13 protein-coding genes, 6 tRNA genes and 3 rRNA genes are annotated in these 20,411 nt (G+C 55.9%); 21 read left to right on the top strand and 1 reads right to left on the bottom strand.

All coding sequences use genetic code 11. The annotated features are described in order from the left end of the window. Position 1: 1 nt before the first annotated feature. Positions 2-1,423 carry a peptidoglycan DD-metalloendopeptidase family protein gene (locus tag LOY54_RS24795; RefSeq protein WP_258608274.1) on the bottom strand — a complete coding sequence of 474 codons (1,422 nt, stop codon included), beginning with the start codon at positions 1,421-1,423 and terminating at the stop codon, positions 2-4. 210 nt (positions 1,424-1,633) lie between these two features. Between LOY54_RS24795 and tyrS the strand changes: the two genes are divergently transcribed. The 21 genes from tyrS (at position 1,634) to rpoB (ending at position 20,368) form a co-directional block, all read left to right on the top strand. Continuing rightward, entirely contained in the window at positions 1,634-2,833 is a 1,200-nt protein-coding gene (tyrS, locus tag LOY54_RS24790) for a tyrosine--tRNA ligase (protein ID WP_045199348.1), read from the top strand. Between the two features lie 615 nt (positions 2,834-3,448). Next, a 16S ribosomal RNA gene (locus tag LOY54_RS24785) occupies positions 3,449-4,985 on the top strand. Positions 4,986-5,051: 66 nt separating this feature from the next. Next, positions 5,052-5,128, top strand: a tRNA-Ile gene (locus LOY54_RS24780). Positions 5,129-5,157: 29 nt separating this feature from the next. Next, a tRNA-Ala gene (locus tag LOY54_RS24775) sits at positions 5,158-5,233 on the top strand. A gap of 214 nt (positions 5,234-5,447) precedes the next feature. Further along, a 23S ribosomal RNA gene (locus tag LOY54_RS24770) occupies positions 5,448-8,338 on the top strand. A 134-nt stretch (positions 8,339-8,472) separates the two neighbouring features. Then, positions 8,473-8,588, top strand: a 5S ribosomal RNA gene (rrf, locus tag LOY54_RS24765). The 16S, 23S and 5S rRNA genes sit together here with 2 tRNA genes alongside, the layout of an rRNA operon. A gap of 164 nt (positions 8,589-8,752) precedes the next feature. Next, entirely contained in the window at positions 8,753-9,712 is a 960-nt protein-coding gene (gene birA, locus LOY54_RS24760) for a bifunctional biotin--[acetyl-CoA-carboxylase] ligase/biotin operon repressor BirA (protein ID WP_258595105.1), read from the top strand. Then, entirely contained in the window at positions 9,702-10,448 is a 747-nt protein-coding gene (locus LOY54_RS24755; protein WP_258608272.1) for a pantothenate kinase, read from the top strand. Before birA ends, LOY54_RS24755 begins: the two co-directional genes overlap by 11 nt. Positions 10,449-10,455: 7 nt before the next feature. Beyond that, positions 10,456-10,884 carry a hypothetical protein gene (locus tag LOY54_RS24750; RefSeq protein WP_045202405.1) on the top strand — a complete coding sequence of 143 codons (429 nt, stop codon included), beginning with the start codon at positions 10,456-10,458 and terminating at the stop codon, positions 10,882-10,884. A 152-nt stretch (positions 10,885-11,036) separates the two neighbouring features. Next, positions 11,037-11,120, top strand: a tRNA-Tyr gene (locus LOY54_RS24745). A 24-nt stretch (positions 11,121-11,144) separates the two neighbouring features. Next, positions 11,145-11,218, top strand: a tRNA-Gly gene (locus LOY54_RS24740). A 26-nt stretch (positions 11,219-11,244) separates the two neighbouring features. After that, a tRNA-Thr gene (locus LOY54_RS24735) sits at positions 11,245-11,320 on the top strand. A gap of 85 nt (positions 11,321-11,405) precedes the next feature. Beyond that, entirely contained in the window at positions 11,406-12,599 is a 1,194-nt protein-coding gene (gene tuf, locus LOY54_RS24730) for an elongation factor Tu (protein ID WP_010220303.1), read from the top strand. 53 nt (positions 12,600-12,652) lie between these two features. Then, positions 12,653-12,728, top strand: a tRNA-Trp gene (locus LOY54_RS24725). A gap of 45 nt (positions 12,729-12,773) precedes the next feature. Next, positions 12,774-13,142 carry a preprotein translocase subunit SecE gene (gene secE / locus LOY54_RS24720; protein ID WP_045202238.1) on the top strand — a complete coding sequence of 123 codons (369 nt, stop codon included), beginning with the start codon at positions 12,774-12,776 and terminating at the stop codon, positions 13,140-13,142. A 9-nt stretch (positions 13,143-13,151) separates the two neighbouring features. Continuing rightward, entirely contained in the window at positions 13,152-13,685 is a 534-nt protein-coding gene (nusG, locus tag LOY54_RS24715) for a transcription termination/antitermination protein NusG (RefSeq protein ID WP_010220294.1), read from the top strand. 119 nt (positions 13,686-13,804) lie between these two features. Then, positions 13,805-14,236 carry a 50S ribosomal protein L11 gene (gene rplK, locus LOY54_RS24710; RefSeq protein WP_010220295.1) on the top strand — a complete coding sequence of 144 codons (432 nt, stop codon included), beginning with the start codon at positions 13,805-13,807 and terminating at the stop codon, positions 14,234-14,236. Beyond that, a complete protein-coding gene (gene rplA, locus LOY54_RS24705; protein ID WP_045202241.1) occupies positions 14,236-14,931 on the top strand; it encodes a 50S ribosomal protein L1 in 696 nt (231 codons plus the stop codon). Before rplK ends, rplA begins: the two co-directional genes overlap by 1 nt. Before the next feature lie 199 nt (positions 14,932-15,130). Continuing rightward, on the top strand, positions 15,131-15,631 hold the full coding sequence (gene rplJ / locus LOY54_RS24700) for a 50S ribosomal protein L10 (RefSeq protein WP_045190247.1): 501 nt from the start codon (positions 15,131-15,133) through the stop codon (positions 15,629-15,631). Between the two features lie 78 nt (positions 15,632-15,709). Further along, entirely contained in the window at positions 15,710-16,075 is a 366-nt protein-coding gene (gene rplL / locus LOY54_RS24695) for a 50S ribosomal protein L7/L12 (protein WP_043861936.1), read from the top strand. Between the two features lie 219 nt (positions 16,076-16,294). Then, positions 16,295-20,368 (top strand): DNA-directed RNA polymerase subunit beta, encoded by a 4,074-nt coding sequence (gene rpoB / locus LOY54_RS24690; RefSeq protein WP_045202245.1) that lies wholly within the window; start codon positions 16,295-16,297, stop codon positions 20,366-20,368. Positions 20,369-20,411 lie beyond the last annotated feature (43 nt).

Below are 20,411 nucleotides of genomic sequence, written 5' to 3'. Positions count from 1 at the left end.
CTTAACGCTTGCTCGAAGCAAGCAGAGTGGCCTTTTCCTGGTCCATGCGCGCGACCAGTGGCTGGCTTTGCTGCAGGAAACGCTGGCGCTCGGCCTTGGCGATCGGATCAGCCATTGGCAACTTCTGCCCGAGCGGGTCGACGTGGACGCCGTTGACCTGGAACTCGTAGTGCAGGTGCGGGCCGGTAGACAGGCCGGTGGTGCCAATGTAGCCGATGATTTGCCCTTGCTTGACGGTGCCGCCGGTCTTCACGCCCTTGGCGAAGCCCTGCATGTGCCCGTACAGGGTCTGGTAGCGGTTACCGTGCTGGATGATCACGGTGTTGCCGTAGCCGCCGCGGCGGCCTGCCAGCAGCACTTTACCGTCACCGGCCGCCTTGATCGGTGTGCCGCGTGGTGCTGCGTAGTCGACACCTTTGTGCGCGCGGATCTTGTTCAGGATCGGGTGCTTGCGGCCAGCCGAGAAGCGCGAGCTGATGCGGGCGAAATCAACCGGAGTGCGGATGAACGCCTTGCGCATGCTGTTGCCGTCGGCGGTGTAGTAGTTGGTGTTGCCCTGCTTGTTGGTGTAGCGCACTGCGGTGAAACTCTTGCCGCGGTTGGTGAAGCGGGCAGAGAGGATATTGCCGGTACCGACGACCTTGCCGTTCATGACCTTCTGTTCATAGATCACGTCGAACTCGTCGCCCTGGCGGATATCCTGGGCGAAGTCGATGTCATACCCGAAGATGCGCGCCATATCCATGGTCAGGTTGTGATTCAGGCCGGCACGCTGGGCCGAGGCCGACAGCGAACTCTTGATCACGCCATGTACATAGGCCGAGCGCACCACGGGCTTGCTGATTTCACGGTTGAACGCGTAACCGTTTGCGCTCTTGGTCAGGCGAATGGTTTCCAGATCACTGAGCTTGCTGTGCAGGCTGGCCAGCTGACCGTCCTTGTCCAGTTCGATCTGCAGTACCTGGCCATGCTTGAGCTGGCTGAACTGCTTGGCCTGCTTGTTACTGGCCAGCACTTCATGCACAGCGGTGGCCGGCAGGCCGACCTTGGCGAACAGGGTCGACAGGGTATCGCCACGGCTCACGGTGACTTCGCGGTGGCTTGGGTCCTTGGCTGGCGCGGCTTCGGCAGCGGCGGGCGCAGACTCGGTCTTGGCGGTTTCCTCGGTTGCTGCGGCGCTGTTGTCGATCTGCGCAAACGGCGAGGGGGCGGCGTCGGTGTTCTGGGTAAGTGGGGCGTCCTGTTCCTGCTTGAGTTGCTCTGCCGGGCTTTCCAGCTCCAGGTTCAGGGTGGTTTTCTTGGCTTCGACCTCGCTGGATGGGAACACCAGCAAGGCCAGGCTGAGTAAGGCGGCGATGCCGCTGGCGGCCAACAGGTGGCTCTTCGGATAAAGCGGGGGCGCTTTAGGCGGTTCGTTGGTCATAGATGAATTGACTTTGAAATAGATGAAGTGGAAAAGATGAATGACATGATGAAGATGAAATAACTGTATAAAATATAACCAAATCCCCTTCAGCGCAAGCGCGCAGACGTCATCAGTCGGCTTCGAGGTCACACTCGGGGCAAAAACTTGTATTTGATGGCTGATCTTGTATGGTTGGGTCCCTTTGAATCTGAGCCTTACGGGTCTGTTATGAAGTCGGTTGAAGAGCAGCTAGCGCTGATCAAGCGTGGAGCGGAAGAGGTACTGGTCGAGTCCGAGTTGGTCGAGAAGCTCAAGCGCGGGCAGCCGCTGCGGATCAAGGCGGGTTTTGACCCGACTGCGCCTGACCTGCACCTGGGGCATACCGTCCTGATCAACAAGCTGCGCCAGTTCCAGGACCTGGGTCACCAGGTGATCTTCCTGATTGGCGACTTCACCGGCATGATCGGTGACCCGAGCGGCAAGAGCGCTACCCGTCCGCCGCTGACCCGCGAGCAGGTACTGGATAACGCCGAGACCTATAAACAGCAGGTGTTCAAGATTCTCGACCCGGCCAAGACCGAAGTCGCGTTCAACTCCACCTGGATGGACAAGCTCACCCCGGCCGACTTCATTCGCCTGGCGTCGCAGTACACCGTGGCGCGCATGCTCGAGCGCGACGACTTCGACAAGCGCTACACCACCAACCAGCCGATCGCGATCCATGAGTTCCTCTATCCGCTGGTGCAGGGTTATGACTCGGTGGCACTCAAGTGCGACGTCGAGCTCGGCGGTACCGACCAGAAGTTCAACCTGCTGATGGGGCGCGAGCTGCAACGTGCTTACGGTCAGGAAGCACAGAACATCGTGACCATGCCGCTGCTCGAAGGGCTCGACGGCGTGAAGAAGATGTCCAAGTCCCTGGGCAATTATGTCGGCATCCAGGAAGCCCCTGGGGTGATGTACAGCAAGCTCGTGTCGATTCCTGACACCTTGATGTGGCGTTACTTCGAGCTGCTGAGCTTCCGTTCCATGGAAGAGATCGAGCAGTTGCGTGCCGATGTCGCCAATGGCGCAAACCCGCGTGACATTAAGATCAAGCTGGCGGAAGAGATCGTTGCCCGCTTCCATGGCGAGGAGGCTGCCGCCAATGCTCACCGCGCGGCAGGTAACCGTATGAAAGAGGGCGAGTTGCCGGAGGATCTGCCTGAGGTTGAGGTCTCTGCGGCTGAAGGCTTGCCGATCGCTGCCGTGTTGAACCGCGCGGGTCTGGTGAAGAACTCGGCGATGGCGCGGGATCTGCTCAATGGCGGCGCGGTGAAGGTCGACGGTGCGGTGGTTGATCGTGATTTCATGTTTGCACTTGGCGCGACCCATGTATGCCAGGCGGGCAAGAAGGCATTTGCCCGGGTTACCCTCAAGGCTGAGTAGGCGGTAGCGGCAAGCTATAAGCTGCAAGCTACAAGTTGAGCGCAGTGCCTCTGCTTTTACTTGCAGCTTGAAGCTTGCTACTTATAGCCAAACCGCCCCTTCTGAAACAAAGTTGAAATAAGTCCTTGACGCCCCTGCAGATCTCTCTATAATTCGCCCCACTTCCGGCGCAGTCGGAACTGAAAACTCCTTGAGTTTCAATGGGTTAGCGGTTCCAGGGTCATCAGGAAGGGCTTCGGTCGAAAGATCGACAGCGGTGAAAAAGGCAGTTGACAGCGGTTTGAAACGCTGTAGAATTCGCCTCCCGCTGACGAGAGATCGCAGCGAGTCAAGTGGTTGAAGTTGAAAGAGAAATTCTGAAAAACTTCAAAATAAACGCTTGACAGGCTCTGAGGAAAGCGTAGAATGCGCGCCTCGGTTGAGACGAAAAGCTCTTAACCAACCGCTCTTTAACAACTGAATCAAGCAATTCGTGTGGGTGCTTGTGAGCTCAGACTGATAGTCAAAAAGATTATCAGCATCACAAGTGGCTACACGAAAATCGAAAGATTTGAAGGTAGGTCATTTGAGATTGCTGAGCCAAGTTTAGGGTTTTCTCAAAACCCAAGCAGTATTGAACTGAAGAGTTTGATCATGGCTCAGATTGAACGCTGGCGGCAGGCCTAACACATGCAAGTCGAGCGGATGAGAAGAGCTTGCTCTTCGATTCAGCGGCGGACGGGTGAGTAATACCTAGGAATCTGCCTGGTAGTGGGGGACAACGTTTCGAAAGGAACGCTAATACCGCATACGTCCTACGGGAGAAAGCAGGGGACCTTCGGGCCTTGCGCTATCAGATGAGCCTAGGTCGGATTAGCTAGTTGGTGAGGTAATGGCTCACCAAGGCGACGATCCGTAACTGGTCTGAGAGGATGATCAGTCACACTGGAACTGAGACACGGTCCAGACTCCTACGGGAGGCAGCAGTGGGGAATATTGGACAATGGGCGAAAGCCTGATCCAGCCATGCCGCGTGTGTGAAGAAGGTCTTCGGATTGTAAAGCACTTTAAGTTGGGAGGAAGGGTACTTACCTAATACGTGAGTATTTTGACGTTACCGACAGAATAAGCACCGGCTAACTCTGTGCCAGCAGCCGCGGTAATACAGAGGGTGCAAGCGTTAATCGGAATTACTGGGCGTAAAGCGCGCGTAGGTGGTTTGTTAAGTTGGATGTGAAATCCCCGGGCTCAACCTGGGAACTGCATCCAAAACTGGCAAGCTAGAGTAGGGCAGAGGGTGGTGGAATTTCCTGTGTAGCGGTGAAATGCGTAGATATAGGAAGGAACACCAGTGGCGAAGGCGACCACCTGGGCTCATACTGACACTGAGGTGCGAAAGCGTGGGGAGCAAACAGGATTAGATACCCTGGTAGTCCACGCCGTAAACGATGTCAACTAGCCGTTGGAATCCTTGAGATTTTAGTGGCGCAGCTAACGCATTAAGTTGACCGCCTGGGGAGTACGGCCGCAAGGTTAAAACTCAAATGAATTGACGGGGGCCCGCACAAGCGGTGGAGCATGTGGTTTAATTCGAAGCAACGCGAAGAACCTTACCAGGCCTTGACATGCAGAGAACTTTCCAGAGATGGATTGGTGCCTTCGGGAACTCTGACACAGGTGCTGCATGGCTGTCGTCAGCTCGTGTCGTGAGATGTTGGGTTAAGTCCCGTAACGAGCGCAACCCTTGTCCTTAGTTACCAGCACGTTATGGTGGGCACTCTAAGGAGACTGCCGGTGACAAACCGGAGGAAGGTGGGGATGACGTCAAGTCATCATGGCCCTTACGGCCTGGGCTACACACGTGCTACAATGGTCGGTACAGAGGGTTGCCAAGCCGCGAGGTGGAGCTAATCTCACAAAACCGATCGTAGTCCGGATCGCAGTCTGCAACTCGACTGCGTGAAGTCGGAATCGCTAGTAATCGCGAATCAGAATGTCGCGGTGAATACGTTCCCGGGCCTTGTACACACCGCCCGTCACACCATGGGAGTGGGTTGCACCAGAAGTAGCTAGTCTAACCTTCGGGAGGACGGTTACCACGGTGTGATTCATGACTGGGGTGAAGTCGTAACAAGGTAGCCGTAGGGGAACCTGCGGCTGGATCACCTCCTTAATCGACAGACATCAGCTGTCTTATGAGCTCCCACACGAATTGCTTGATTCATTGAAGAAGACGATTGGGTCTGTAGCTCAGTTGGTTAGAGCGCACCCCTGATAAGGGTGAGGTCGGCAGTTCGAATCTGCCCAGACCCACCAATTACATGTGGTGCAGCCTGTAGCAATACGGGGCCATAGCTCAGCTGGGAGAGCGCCTGCCTTGCACGCAGGAGGTCAGCGGTTCGATCCCGCTTGGCTCCACCACCTTACGTCAAAGCTTAGAAATGAATATTCGGATCGAATATTGATTTCTGAACTTTTTCAGAATCGTTCTTTAAAAATTTGGGTATGTGATAGAAAGATAGACTGGACAGCACTTTCACTGGTGTGTGTTCAGGCTAAGGTAAAATTTGTGAGTCATTACAAGTTTTCGGCGAATGTTGTCTTCACAGTATAACCAGATTGCTTGGGGTTATATGGTCAAGTGAAGAAGCGCATACGGTGGATGCCTTGGCAGTCAGAGGCGATGAAAGACGTGGTAGCCTGCGATAAGCTTCGGGGAGTCGGCAAACAGACTTTGATCCGGAGATCTCTGAATGGGGGAACCCACTCAGCATAAGCTGAGTATCTTGTACTGAATACATAGGTGCAAGAGGCGAACCAGGGGAACTGAAACATCTAAGTACCCTGAGGAAAAGAAATCAACCGAGATTCCCTTAGTAGTGGCGAGCGAACGGGGACTAGCCCTTAAGTGGCTTTGAGATTAGCGGAACGCTCTGGAAAGTGCGGCCATAGTGGGTGATAGCCCTGTACGCGAAAATCTCTTAGTCATGAAATCGAGTAGGACGGAGCACGAGAAACTTTGTCTGAATATGGGGGGACCATCCTCCAAGGCTAAATACTACTGACTGACCGATAGTGAACCAGTACCGTGAGGGAAAGGCGAAAAGAACCCCGGAGAGGGGAGTGAAATAGATCCTGAAACCGTATGCGTACAAGCAGTGGGAGCCTACTTTGTTAGGTGACTGCGTACCTTTTGTATAATGGGTCAGCGACTTATATTCAGTGGCGAGCTTAACCGAATAGGGGAGGCGTAGCGAAAGCGAGTCTTAATAGGGCGTTTAGTCGCTGGGTATAGACCCGAAACCGGGCGATCTATCCATGGGCAGGTTGAAGGTTAGGTAACACTGACTGGAGGACCGAACCGACTACCGTTGAAAAGTTAGCGGATGACCTGTGGATCGGAGTGAAAGGCTAATCAAGCTCGGAGATAGCTGGTTCTCCTCGAAAGCTATTTAGGTAGCGCCTCATGTATCACTGTAGGGGGTAGAGCACTGTTTCGGCTAGGGGGTCATCCCGACTTACCAAACCGATGCAAACTCCGAATACCTACAAGTGCCGAGCATGGGAGACACACGGCGGGTGCTAACGTCCGTCGTGAAAAGGGAAACAACCCAGACCGTCAGCTAAGGTCCCAAAGTTATGGTTAAGTGGGAAACGATGTGGGAAGGCTTAGACAGCTAGGAGGTTGGCTTAGAAGCAGCCACCCTTTAAAGAAAGCGTAATAGCTCACTAGTCGAGTCGGCCTGCGCGGAAGATGTAACGGGGCTCAAACCATACACCGAAGCTACGGGTATCACTTAGGTGATGCGGTAGAGGAGCGTTCTGTAAGCCTGTGAAGGTGAGTTGAGAAGCTTGCTGGAGGTATCAGAAGTGCGAATGCTGACATGAGTAACGACAATGGGAGTGAAAAACTCCCACGCCGAAAGACCAAGGTTTCCTGCGCAACGTTAATCGACGCAGGGTTAGTCGGTCCCTAAGGCGAGGCTGAAAAGCGTAGTCGATGGAAAACAGGTTAATATTCCTGTACTTCTGGTTATTGCGATGGAGGGACGGAGAAGGCTAGGCCAGCTTGGCGTTGGTTGTCCAAGTTTAAGGTGGTAGGCTGAGATCTTAGGTAAATCCGGGATCTTAAGGCCGAGAGCTGATGACGAGTTGCCATTAGGCGACGAAGTGGTTGATGCCATGCTTCCAAGAAAAGCTTCTAAGCTTCAGATAACCAGGAACCGTACCCCAAACCGACACAGGTGGTTGGGTAGAGAATACCAAGGCGCTTGAGAGAACTCGGGTGAAGGAACTAGGCAAAATGGCACCGTAACTTCGGGAGAAGGTGCGCCGGTGAGGGTGAAGGACTTGCTCCGTAAGCCCATGCCGGTCGAAGATACCAGGCCGCTGCGACTGTTTATTAAAAACACAGCACTCTGCAAACACGAAAGTGGACGTATAGGGTGTGACGCCTGCCCGGTGCCGGAAGGTTAATTGATGGGGTTAGCTAACGCGAAGCTCTTGATCGAAGCCCCGGTAAACGGCGGCCGTAACTATAACGGTCCTAAGGTAGCGAAATTCCTTGTCGGGTAAGTTCCGACCTGCACGAATGGCGTAACGATGGCGGCGCTGTCTCCACCCGAGACTCAGTGAAATTGAAATCGCTGTGAAGATGCAGTGTATCCGCGGCTAGACGGAAAGACCCCGTGAACCTTTACTATAGCTTTGCACTGGACTTTGAATTTGCTTGTGTAGGATAGGTGGGAGGCTTTGAAGCGTGGACGCCAGTTCGCGTGGAGCCATCCTTGAAATACCACCCTGGCAACTTTGAGGTTCTAACTCAGGTCCGTTATCCGGATCGAGGACAGTGTATGGTGGGTAGTTTGACTGGGGCGGTCTCCTCCTAAAGAGTAACGGAGGAGTACGAAGGTGCGCTCAGACCGGTCGGAAATCGGTCGTAGAGTATAAAGGCAAAAGCGCGCTTGACTGCGAGACAGACACGTCGAGCAGGTACGAAAGTAGGTCTTAGTGATCCGGTGGTTCTGTATGGAAGGGCCATCGCTCAACGGATAAAAGGTACTCCGGGGATAACAGGCTGATACCGCCCAAGAGTTCATATCGACGGCGGTGTTTGGCACCTCGATGTCGGCTCATCACATCCTGGGGCTGAAGCCGGTCCCAAGGGTATGGCTGTTCGCCATTTAAAGTGGTACGCGAGCTGGGTTTAGAACGTCGTGAGACAGTTCGGTCCCTATCTGCCGTGGACGTTTGAGATTTGAGAGGGGCTGCTCCTAGTACGAGAGGACCGGAGTGGACGAACCTCTGGTGTTCCGGTTGTCACGCCAGTGGCATTGCCGGGTAGCTATGTTCGGAAGAGATAACCGCTGAAAGCATCTAAGCGGGAAACTTGCCTCAAGATGAGATCTCACTGGAGCCTTGAGCTCCCTGAAGGGCCGTCGAAGACTACGACGTTGATAGGTTGGGTGTGTAAGCGCTGTGAGGCGTTGAGCTAACCAATACTAATTGCCCGTGAGGCTTGACCATATAACACCCAAGCAATTTGAGCGAAAGCCAGATTGCGGTGTTGTGAAGACTGCACAGCCGAAGATTTGTAACTCACAAACATCACATACCCGATTCGCTGGAGTGTCTAACAAGACCTTCTGGCAACAGAATTTCTTGACGACCATAGAGCATTGGAACCACCTGATCCCATCCCGAACTCAGCAGTGAAACGATGCATCGCCGATGGTAGTGTGGGGTTTCCCCATGTGAGAGTAGGTCATCGTCAAGATTAAATTCCGAAACCCCTATCTGCATCTGCAGGTAGGGGTTTTGTCTTTCTGGCTGTTTCCTCTGTGGGCGATGACCACAGAGGGCCATTCCTACAGCTCAGTTTTCTATGCAATCCCCACCTGCATGGCTATCATGCCCTCCTCATTGTGAGTCGAGATTGGCATGCTGAAGTTGTTGAAGCTCCTCAAGGATGGCCGGTTCCATTCCGGGCAAGACCTGGGCGCAGCCTTGGGCGTCAGTCGCGCCGCTGTCTGGAAGCAATTACAGCTTCTTGAGGCTGAGCTGAACCTGCCCATTCATAAAGTCCGTGGCCGCGGCTACCAGTTGGCCACGCCGTTGTCGTTGCTGGAAGAATCGGCCATAGCCGAGCTTTCCCAGGGCGAACAATGGCCAGTATTGATATTCGAATCCATCGACTCGACCAATGCCCAGGCCCTGCGCTCAATCAGCGAAGGCCAGGCTGCGCCGTTCCTGGTGCTGGCTGAGCGTCAGGCGGCGGGGCGCGGCCGACGCGGTCGTCAGTGGGTCAGCCCATTCGCGGAAAACCTCTATTACAGCCTGGTGCTGCGTATTGAAGGCGGCATGCGCCAGCTGGAAGGTCTGAGCCTAGTGGTTGGCCTGGCGGTAATGCGTACACTGCAGGCCTTTGGTGTTGCCGGCGCGGGACTGAAATGGCCGAATGATGTTCTGGTAAACAATCAGAAGATCGCCGGTATCCTCCTGGAGTTGGTCGGAGATCCTGCGGACGTCTGTCACGTCGTGCTGGGGATTGGTATCAACGTCAACATGCAGGTCAACGAGCAGATCGATCAGTTGTGGACGTCAGTGCGTCGTGAGACAGGGGTGGCAGTCGATCGTAATAAACTGGTGGCTGCGCTCAGTCAGAACCTGCAGCAGGATCTGCAGCGCCATCGGCAATCCGGATTCGCCGCGTTCCAGGCCGAGTGGGAACAATCCCATCTGTGGCAGGGGGCTGCGGTGTCCTTGATTGCCGGAGTCAACCGGATTGACGGAATTGTTCTAGGCATTGACCGGCAAGGGGCGCTGCGCCTCGAGGTCGATGGTGTTGAAAAGAGCTTTAGCGGTGGTGAGCTCAGTTTGAGGTTGCGTGATGATTCTTGAGCTCGATTGTGGCAACAGCTTTATCAAGTGGCGAGTCATCAGCGCTACTGAGGGCGCCGTTGTTGCCGGCGGCATTGTGGACTCCGATCAGGCCCTGGTGGCTGCCGTCGCGGCGCTCCCTGCAGCGCCCCGGCGCTGCCGCCTGGTCAGTGTCAGAAGTGAGGAGGAGACCGCTGGCCTTTCGGCGCTGCTCGCCCAGCATTTTGGCTTGAGCGTCGTGGTGGCTCAGCCTGCCAGGGAGGTCGCTGGCGTACGCAATGGCTATGAAGATTACCAGCGCCTCGGCCTGGATCGCTGGCTTGCGGTGCTGGGCGGCTTTCACTTGGCCCGTGGCGCGTGTCTGGTGATGGATTTCGGTACGGCGGCCAAGGCTGACTTCGTTTCGGCCGACGGCGAGCACCTGGGTGGCTTCATCTGCCCGGGCATGCCGTTGATGCGTAGCCAGCTGCGTACCCACACCCGACGCATCCGCTATGACGATGCCTCCGCTGAGCGCGCACTGTCGAGCCTTGCCCCTGGGCGTTCTACCGTCGAGGCGGTAGAGCGTGGCTGCGTGCACATGCTTCAGGGCTTTGTCCGCTCGCAGCTTGAGCATGCCCATGAGTTGTGGGGTGATGATTTCACTGTGTTGCTGACCGGGGGCGATGCGCTCCTGGTGCAAAAGGCCGCTCCACAGGCCCGGGTGGTTCCGGACCTGGTATTTGTTGGCCTGGCCATGGCTTGTCCCCTGGATTGAGGTGCCTATGCGTTGGTTGTTTCTGTTGTTGGTGGTGCTCAACGTCTTTTATTACGTCTGGCACCAGCAGGAAGCGCCGTTGAAGGCCAAGGAAGTGGCGCCGTTGTCGCTGTACAAGGGAAATCAGCAGGATATTCGTCTGCTGAGCGAGTCGAGCAAGGGTAAAACTGCGCCCGAGCGTGGCCAGGAGTGCCTCTATGTAGGTGGCTTGGTGGGCCAGGATCAGCTAAAAGCGCTGCGTCAGCGCTTGCTGACCCTGGATATCGCTGCTGCTCCAGTGACCGGCCGCCTGGGGGACAGCACGGGTTTGTGGTTGCAGATTGCGCCCCAGAGCCAGCGTTTGCTGGACCAAACCGTGCTCGGGACACTTTCCCATGATTTCAAAGACTTAAAACATAAAATAATGTTGTGCGAGGGTATTGCAACTGGCGAATAGCTTGATAGAATGGCGCCCGCTTCACAGGGAACACCACTGAGGTGGTAGAGCTGGAAGCGGTGTCAAAGCAGCTAAGTTTCAGATTTGATTGAAAAAATTTGAAAAAACGCTTGACACTTGATCGGTATCTGAATAGAATGCCGGCCAATTCTGGAGGGATTCCCGAGCGGTCAAAGGGGACGGACTGTAAATCCGTTGCGAGAGCTTCGAAGGTTCGAATCCTTCTCCCTCCACCAGTTTTAGCGAGAGCCGCAAGCTCCGCGGGTATAGTTTAGTGGTAGAACCTCAGCCTTCCAAGCTGATGATGCGGGTTCGATTCCCGCTACCCGCTCCAGGTTTGCTGTTGTTGCACAGTGTTACGCTCTTGTAGCTCAGTTGGTAGAGCACACCCTTGGTAAGGGTGAGGTCAGCGGTTCAAATCCGCTCAAGAGCTCCATATAACAAGGCAGATATGAAAATATCTGCCTTTGTTTTAATGGTCATATTGACTTGCTTGTTTCTTATTGCTGAGGATTGTCTCGATGGCTAAGGAAAAGTTCGATCGTAGTCTGCCGCACGTAAACGTCGGCACCATTGGTCACGTTGACCATGGCAAGACCACGCTGACTGCGGCACTGACCCGCGTCTGCTCCGAAGTTTTCGGTTCGGCCGTCGTTGAATTCGACAAGATCGACAGCGCTCCAGAAGAGAAAGCTCGCGGTATCACCATTAACACCGCACACGTCGAGTACAACTCGAACATTCGTCACTACGCTCACGTCGACTGCCCAGGTCACGCTGACTACGTGAAGAACATGATCACCGGTGCTGCCCAGATGGACGGCGCGATCCTGGTTTGCTCGGCCGCCGATGGTCCGATGCCACAAACCCGTGAGCACATCCTGCTGTCCCGTCAGGTTGGCGTTCCGTACATCGTGGTCTTCCTGAACAAGGCTGACCTGGTAGACGACGCTGAGCTGCTGGAACTGGTCGAGATGGAAGTTCGCGACCTGTTGTCCACCTATGACTTCCCAGGCGACGACACCCCGATCATCATCGGTTCGGCTCGTATGGCGCTGGAAGGCAAAGACGACAACGAAATGGGCACCACCGCTGTCAAGAAGCTGGTTGAGACTCTGGACAGCTACATCCCAGAGCCTGAGCGCGCTATCGACAAGCCGTTCCTGATGCCAATCGAAGACGTATTCTCGATCTCGGGTCGTGGTACCGTTGTTACCGGTCGTATCGAGCGTGGTATCGTCCGCGTTCAGGACGCCCTGGAAATCGTTGGTCTGCGTGACACCACCACCACCACCTGCACCGGTGTTGAGATGTTCCGCAAGCTGCTGGACGAAGGTCGTGCTGGCGAGAACTGCGGCGTGCTGCTGCGCGGCACCAAGCGTGACGACGTTGAGCGTGGCCAGGTTCTGGTCAAGCCAGGTTCGGTCAAGCCGCACACCAAGTTCACCGCAGAAGTTTACGTTCTGAGCAAAGAAGAAGGCGGCCGTCACACTCCGTTCTTCAAAGGCTACCGTCCACAGTTCTACTTCCGTACTACTGACGTGACTGGTAACTGCGAGCTGCCAGAAGGCGTTGAAATGGTAATGCCAGGTGACAACATTCAGATGACTGTTACCCTGATCAAAACCATCGCGATGGAAGACGGTCTGCGTTTCGCTATCCGTGAAGGCGGTCGTACCGTCGGCGCTGGCGTAGTAGCGAAGATTATCGAATAAGTAGTTGATTTCTCTCGATCAGGCCGGCATAATGGTCGGCCTGATAAGCTTTTAGGTCAGTAGCTCAATTGGCAGAGCGACGGTCTCCAAAACCGTAGGTTGGGGGTTCGATTCCCTCCTGACCTGCCAGATTCACCTCGTGTGTCTGGCTTTCTTTTAACAGGATCTTCCTAGATGACTCCCAAGGCTGAAGCCCAAGACTCTCGTTTTGATCTGCTCAAGTGGCTGGCTGTTGTCGCTTTGGTAGTCGTTGGTGTTGTGGGTAACCAGTATTACTCTGCTTCGCCGATTCTGTACCGCGTACTTGCACTGCTTGCCCTTGCTGCTGTAGCTGGCTTTGTTGCCCTGCAGACCGCCAAAGGCAAGTCGTTCTTTGCGCTGGCAAAGGAAGCTCGCACCGAGATTCGTAAAGTCGTATGGCCAACCCGCCAAGAAACCACGCAGACCACGCTCATCGTAGTGGCGGTTGTCCTGGTGATGGCGTTGCTGCTGTGGGGTCTCGACTCCCTGCTGGGTTGGTTGATTTCCTTGATTGTTGGCTAAGGGTGTCCCGTGGCTAAGCGTTGGTACGTTGTGCATGCTTACTCGGGTTACGAGAAGCATGTCATGCGCTCGCTGATCGAGCGCGTAAAGCTGGCTGGCATGGAAGATGGCTTCGGCGAAATTCTGGTCCCCACTGAAGAAGTGGTTGAGATGCGCAATGGCCAGAAGCGCAAAAGCGAGCGTAAGTTCTTCCCAGGTTATGTGCTGGTCCAAATGGACATGAACGAAGGGACTTGGCACTTGGTCAAGGACACGCCTCGCGTCATGGGCTTCATCGGTGGTACTGCAGACAAGCCTGCACCGATCACCGACAAGGAAGCCGAGGCCATTCTGCGTCGCGTTGCCGATGGCAGCGACAAGCCGAAGCCGAAGACTCTGTTCGAGCCGGGCGAAGTGGTCCGTGTTATCGATGGTCCGTTTGCTGATTTCAACGGTACCGTTGAAGAAGTTAACTACGAGAAGAGCCGGATCCAAGTGGCCGTGCTTATTTTCGGTCGCTCTACCCCGGTAGAGCTCGAGTTCAGCCAGGTCGAGAAGGTCTAGCCGAACAAAGCATCCCATACCCCGCAGCCCTATGTGCTGCGGGGTTTTGTCGTCACTGGGATAAAACGCAAGTCATCCGGGGAGCCATCTGGCGTTCGTACCCGATATTGGAGTAGCTCATGGCTAAGAAGATTCAGGCTTACATCAAGCTGCAAGTAAAGGCCGGCCAGGCCAACCCAAGCCCACCCGTTGGTCCAGCACTGGGTCAACACGGTGTGAACATCATGGAATTCTGCAAGGCCTTCAACGCCCGTACCCAGGGTCAAGAAGCCGGCCTGCCGACTCCTGTGATCATCACTGTTTACAGTGACCGCAGCTTCACCTTCGAAACCAAAAGCACCCCTGCTTCGGTTCTGCTGAAGAAAGCAGCTGGCCTGACCAGCGGTTCTGCACGTCCGAACACCGTTAAAGTCGGTACTGTGACCCGTGCTCAGCTGGAAGAGATCGCAAAAACCAAAAATGCTGATCTGACCGCTGCTGACATGGATGCGGCCGTGCGTACCATCGCCGGTTCCGCTCGCAGCATGGGCCTCAACGTGGAGGGTGTGTAATGGCTAAGCTGACCAAGCGCCAAAAGGCCATTGCTTCGAAAATCGAAGCAGGCAAAGTCTACAACTTCGAAGAAGCAGCAGTGCTGCTGGCCGAACTGTCCACCGTGAAGTTCAGCGAATCCTTCGACGTTGCTGTCAACCTCGGTGTTGACCCACGTAAATCCGACCAGGTCGTACGTAGCGCTACCGTGCTGCCACACGGCACTGGCAAGACCGTACGTGTAGCTGTCTTCACCCAGGGTCCTGCTGCCGAGGCCGCTCTGGCTGCCGGCGCTGACCGCGTTGGTATGGACGATCTGGCTGCCGAAATGAAAGGCGGCGACCTGAACTATGACGTCGTTATTGCTTCCCCGGACGCAATGCGTGTTGTAGGTCAGCTGGGTCAGGTTCTGGGTCCTCGCGGCCTGATGCCTAACCCGAAAGTCGGTACCGTAACTCCAGACGTAGCCACCGCGGTTAAAAACGCCAAGGCTGGTCAGGTTCGTTATCGCACCGACAAAAACGGCATCATCCACACCTCCGTTGGCAAAATCGGCTTTGAAGCTGGCAAGCTGAAGGAAAACGTTGAAGCCCTGATCGCTGATCTGAAGCGTATCAAGCCAGCTTCCTCGAAAGGTATCTACGTCAAGCGCGTTACCCTGAGCACCACCATGGGCCCAGGTCTGGTCATCGACCAGAGCTCGCTGAACGCGTAAGACAAACCCGGTGCGAGCGATCGCACCAGGTTGAAAAAATTGGGGTCCCTGCCTGGCGGGGGCTATCCAAGACCGTAGGCGACGCAAGTCTTAAACCACAAGCCTACGCAGATGGTGCCCCTGGTTCCTTACCGAATCAGACACCAAAACGACATCCGGCCCCGGCTGGATGAAACGGTAACAAGCAGGAGTTTTACCCGTGGCAATTAAACTCGAAGACAAGAAGGCCATCGTCGCTGAAGTCAACGAGGCTGCCAAAGTCGCTCTGTCTGCTGTCGTGGCTGATGCCCGTGGCGTGACTGTAGGCGCAATGACCGGACTCCGTAAAGAGGCTCGTGAAGCTGGCGTTTACGTACGTGTTGTACGTAACACCCTGCTCAAGCGCGCTGTTGCTGACACTGAATTCAGTGTCCTCAACGACGCCTTCACCGGCCCTACCCTGATCGCGTTCTCCAACGAACACCCGGGCGCTGCTGCCCGTCTGTTCGCAGAATTCGCCAAGGGTCAGAGCAAGTTCGAGATCAAGGCAGCTGCGTTCGACGGCAAGTTCCTTGCCGCAAACCAGATCGACGTGTTGGCTTCGCTGCCGACCCGCGACGAAGCTATTGCAAAGCTGATGAGCGTGATCCAAGGCGCTACCAGCAAGCTGGCTCGTACTCTGGCAGCCGTTCGCGACCAGAAAGAAGCTGCTGCAGCCTAAGGCGCAGAAAGCACTTTCGAAATCATACGTTTAATTTGATGGCTGCGTAGGCTGTCACCCCAATACAGGATTTAAGTCATGTCTCTGACTAACGAGCAAATCATCGAAGCAATCGGCCAGAAAACCGTTCTGGAAGTTGTTGAGCTGATCAAAGCAATGGAAGAAACCTTCGGCGTTACCGCTGCTGTTGCCGCTGCTGGCCCAGCTGCTGCCGCTGCCGTTGTTGAAGAACAAACCGAGTTCAACGTTGTTCTGGTTGCCGCTGGCGACAAGAAAGTAAACGTGATCAAGGCTGTTCGCGAACTGACCGGCCTGGGCCTGAAAGAAGCCAAGGAAAAGGTTGATACCGCTCCTCAGGTTGTTGCTGAAGGCGTTTCGAAAGAAGCCGCTGACAAAGCTAAAGCTGACCTGGAAGCAGCAGGCGCTACCGTCGAACTGAAATAATTTCGACTGTGCGTCTCCAGCCCGAGCGACAAGCGAAAGGCTGATGGCTGGTGGCTCTTGCCACCGGCCTTTTTCCGTTATTGGCAGCTGACCAGGTCGGCGCTGATAACGAGCTGCAACCACCAATGATGGTGGCGCAAACCAAGGGGTTTGCACGATTTTCTGGCTGCTCCCGTCGGGAGAAGCCAAACAAGCAGGTGACCAAGCTGGGGAACGCTGATGGCTTACTCATACACTGAGAAAAAACGTATCCGCAAGGACTTTAGCAAGTTGCCGGACGTCATGGATGTGCCTTACCTCCTGGCCATCCAGCTGGATTCGTATCGTGAATTCTTGCAAGCGGGAGCGACCAAAGATCAGTTCCGCGACGTGGGCCTGCATGCGGCCTTCAAATCGGTTTTCCCGATCATCAGCTACTCCGGCAATGCTGCCCTGGAGTACGTTGGCTATCGTCTGGGCGAACCGGCTTTTGATGTCAAAGAATGCGTACTGCGGGGCGTGACCTACGCGGTGCCGCTGCGGGTAAAAGTCCGCCTGATCATTTTCGACAAAGAATCGTCGAACAAAGCGATCAAGGACATCAAAGAGCAAGAAGTCTACATGGGTGAAATCCCCCTGATGACTGAAAACGGTACCTTCGTAATCAACGGTACCGAGCGTGTTATCGTTTCCCAGCTGCACCGTTCGCCGGGCGTGTTCTTCGATCACGACCGCGGCAAGACGCACAGCTCTGGCAAACTGCTGTACTCGGCGCGGATCATTCCTTACCGCGGCTCGTGGCTGGACTTCGAATTCGATCCGAAAGACTGTGTATTCGTCCGTATCGACCGTCGTCGCAAACTGCCTGCGTCGGTTCTGCTGCGCGCGCTGGGCTACAGCACTGAAGAAGTGCTGGACGCTTTCTACACCACCAACGTTTTCCACGTGTCGGGCGAGAAGCTCAGCCTGGAGCTGGTGCCTCAGCGCCTGCGTGGTGAAGTTGCGGTCATGGACATCCATGACGAAACCGGCAAGGTCATTGTCGAGCAAGGTCGTCGTATCACTGCTCGCCACATCAACCAGCTGGAAAAAGCTGGCGTCAAGCAGCTGGACGTGCCGCTGGAGTACGTCCTGGGCCGCACTACCGCCAAGGCGATCGTGCACCCGGCTACCGGCGAGATCCTGGCTGAGTGCAACACCGAGCTGAGCACCGACGTCCTGGTGAAAATCGCCAAGGCCCAGGTTGTTCGCATCGAGACCCTGTACACCAACGACATCGACTGCGGTCCGTTCATCTCGGATACCCTGAAGATCGACTCCACCAGCAACCAACTGGAAGCGCTGGTCGAGATCTATCGCATGATGCGTCCTGGCGAGCCGCCAACCAAGGATGCCGCCGAGACCCTGTTCAACAACCTGTTCTTCAGCGCCGAGCGTTACGACCTGTCGGCCGTAGGCCGCATGAAGTTCAACCGTCGTATCGGTCGCACCGAGATCGAAGGTTCGGGCGTACTGAGCAAGGAAGATATCGTCGAGGTCCTCAAGACCCTGGTCGACATCCGTAACGGCAAAGGCATCGTCGACGACATCGACCACCTCGGTAACCGTCGCGTCCGCTGTGTCGGCGAGATGGCCGAGAACCAGTTCCGCGTTGGCCTGGTGCGTGTAGAGCGCGCGGTCAAAGAGCGTCTGTCGATGGCAGAAAGCGAAGGCCTGATGCCTCAGGACCTGATCAACGCCAAGCCGGTAGCGGCGGCGGTGAAAGAGTTCTTCGGCTCCAGCCAGCTCTCGCAGTTCATGGACCAGAACAACCCGCTGTCCGAGATCACCCACAAGCGTCGTGTCTCGGCACTCGGCCCTGGTGGTCTGACCCGTGAGCGCGCAGGCTTCGAAGTCCGTGACGTACACCCGACCCACTACGGCCGTGTGTGCCCGATCGAGACCCCTGAAGGTCCGAACATCGGTCTGATCAACTCCCTGGCGGCATACGCTCGCACCAACCAGTACGGCTTCCTGGAAAGCCCGTACCGCGTGGTGAAAGAGGGCGTGGTTACCGACGACATCGTGTTCCTGTCGGCGATCGAAGAAGCTGATCACGTCATCGCCCAGGCTTCGGCCACGATGAACGAGAAGAAGCACCTGATCGATGAGCTGGTAGCTGTTCGTCACCTGAACGAATTCACCGTCAAGGCGCCGGAAGACGTCACCCTGATGGACGTTTCGCCGAAGCAGGTAGTTTCGGTTGCAGCGTCGCTGATTCCGTTCCTCGAGCACGACGACGCCAACCGTGCGTTGATGGGTTCGAACATGCAGCGTCAGGCTGTACCAACCCTGCGCGCCGACAAGCCGCTGGTCGGTACCGGCATGGAGCGCAACGTTGCCCGTGACTCCGGCGTTTGCGTCGTGGCCCGTCGTGGCGGCGTGATCGACTCTGTCGATGCCAGCCGTATCGTTGTTCGCGTTGCCGATGACGAAGTTGAAACCGGTGAAGCCGGTGTCGACATCTACAACCTGACCAAATACACCCGTTCGAACCAGAACACCTGCATCAACCAGCGTCCGCTGGTTAACAAGGGTGACGCGGTTCAGCGTGGCGACATCATGGCCGACGGCCCGTCCACCGACATGGGTGAACTGGCGCTGGGTCAGAACATGCGCATCGCGTTCATGGCGTGGAACGGCTTCAACTTCGAAGACTCCATCTGCCTGTCCGAGCGTGTTGTTCAGGAAGACCGCTTCACCACGATCCACATCCAGGAACTGACCTGTGTGGCCCGTGACACCAAGCTTGGCCCAGAGGAAATCACCGCGGACATCCCGAACGTCGGTGAAGCTGCGCTGAACAAGCTGGACGAAGCCGGTATCGTTTATGTTGGTGCTGAAGTTGGCGCTGGCGACATCCTGGTCGGCAAGGTCACGCCAAAAGGCGAAACCCAGCTGACTCCGGAAGAAAAACTGCTGCGCGCAATCTTCGGTGAGAAAGCCAGCGACGTTAAAGACACCTCCCTGCGCGTGCCTACCGGCACCAAAGGTACTGTCATCGACGTACAGGTCTTCACCCGTGATGGCGTCGAGCGCGACAGCCGCGCGCTGTCCATCGAGAAGATGCAGCTGGACGAGATCCGCAAGGACCTCAACGAAGAGTTCCGCATCGTCGAAGGCGCAACCTTCGAGCGTCTGCGTTCGGCCCTGAACGGCCAGGTTGTCGACGGTGGTGCAGGCCTGAAGAAAGGCACTGTGATCACCAACGAAGTCCTGGACGGTCTGGAGCACGGCCAGTGGTTCAAACTGCGCATGGCCGAAGACGCGCTGAACGAGCAGCTCGAGAAGGCTCAGGCCTACATCGTTGATCGTCGCCGTCTGCTGGACGACAAGTTCGAAGACAAGAAGCGCAAGCTGCAGCAGGGCGATGACCTGGCACCGGGCGTACTGAAGATCGTCAAGGTCTACCTGGCAATCCGTCGCCGCATCCAGCCGGGCGACAAGATGGCCGGCCGTCACGGTAACAAAGGTGTGGTCTCGGTGATCATGCCGGTCGAAGACATGCCGCACGACGCCAACGGTACTCCGGTCGACGTGGTCCTCAACCCGTTGGGCGTACCATCGCGTATGAACGTCGGTCAGATCCTCGAAACCCACCTGGGCCTGGCGGCCAAAGGTCTGGGCGAGAAGATCAACCGCATGCTCGAAGAGCAGCGCAAGGTCATCGAGCTGCGCAAGTTCCTCACCGAGATCTACAACGAGATCGGTGGTCGTCAGGAACAACTGGAGACCTTCTCCGACCAGGAAATCCTGGACCTGGCGAAGAACCTCAAAGGCGGTGTGCCAATGGCCACTCCAGTCTTCGACGGTGCCAAGGAAAGCGAGATCAAGGCCATGCTGAAACTGGCAGACATGCCAGAAAGCGGTCAGATGCAGCTGTTCGACGGTCGTACCGGCAACAAGTTCGAGCGTCATGTGACCGTTGGTTACATGTACATGCTCAAGCTGAACCACTTGGTGGACGACAAGATGCACGCGCGTTCCACTGGTTCTTACAGCCTGGTTACCCAGCAGCCGCTGGGTGGTAAGGCGCAGTTCGGTGGTCAGCGTTTCGGGGAGATGGAAGTGTGGGCGCTGGAAGCATACGGCGCGGCATACACCCTGCAAGAAATGCTCACAGTGAAGTCGGACGACGTGAACGGTCGGACCAAGATGTACAAAAACATCGTGGACGGCGATCACCGTATGGAGCCGGGCATGCCCGAGTCCTTCAACGTGTTGATCAAAGAGATTCGTTCGCTCGGTATCGATATCGATCTGGAAACCGAATAACACGTGACGCGAATCGGGAGCGTGGCTGAAAAGCCCGCTCCCT

It is taken from the genome of Pseudomonas sp. B21-032 (genome assembly GCF_024748965.1).
Lineage (GTDB): Bacteria > Pseudomonadota > Gammaproteobacteria > Pseudomonadales > Pseudomonadaceae > Aquipseudomonas.
The sequence above is the reverse complement of the archived record's forward strand: the minus strand, read 5'-3'. Positions and strand labels throughout refer to the sequence as shown.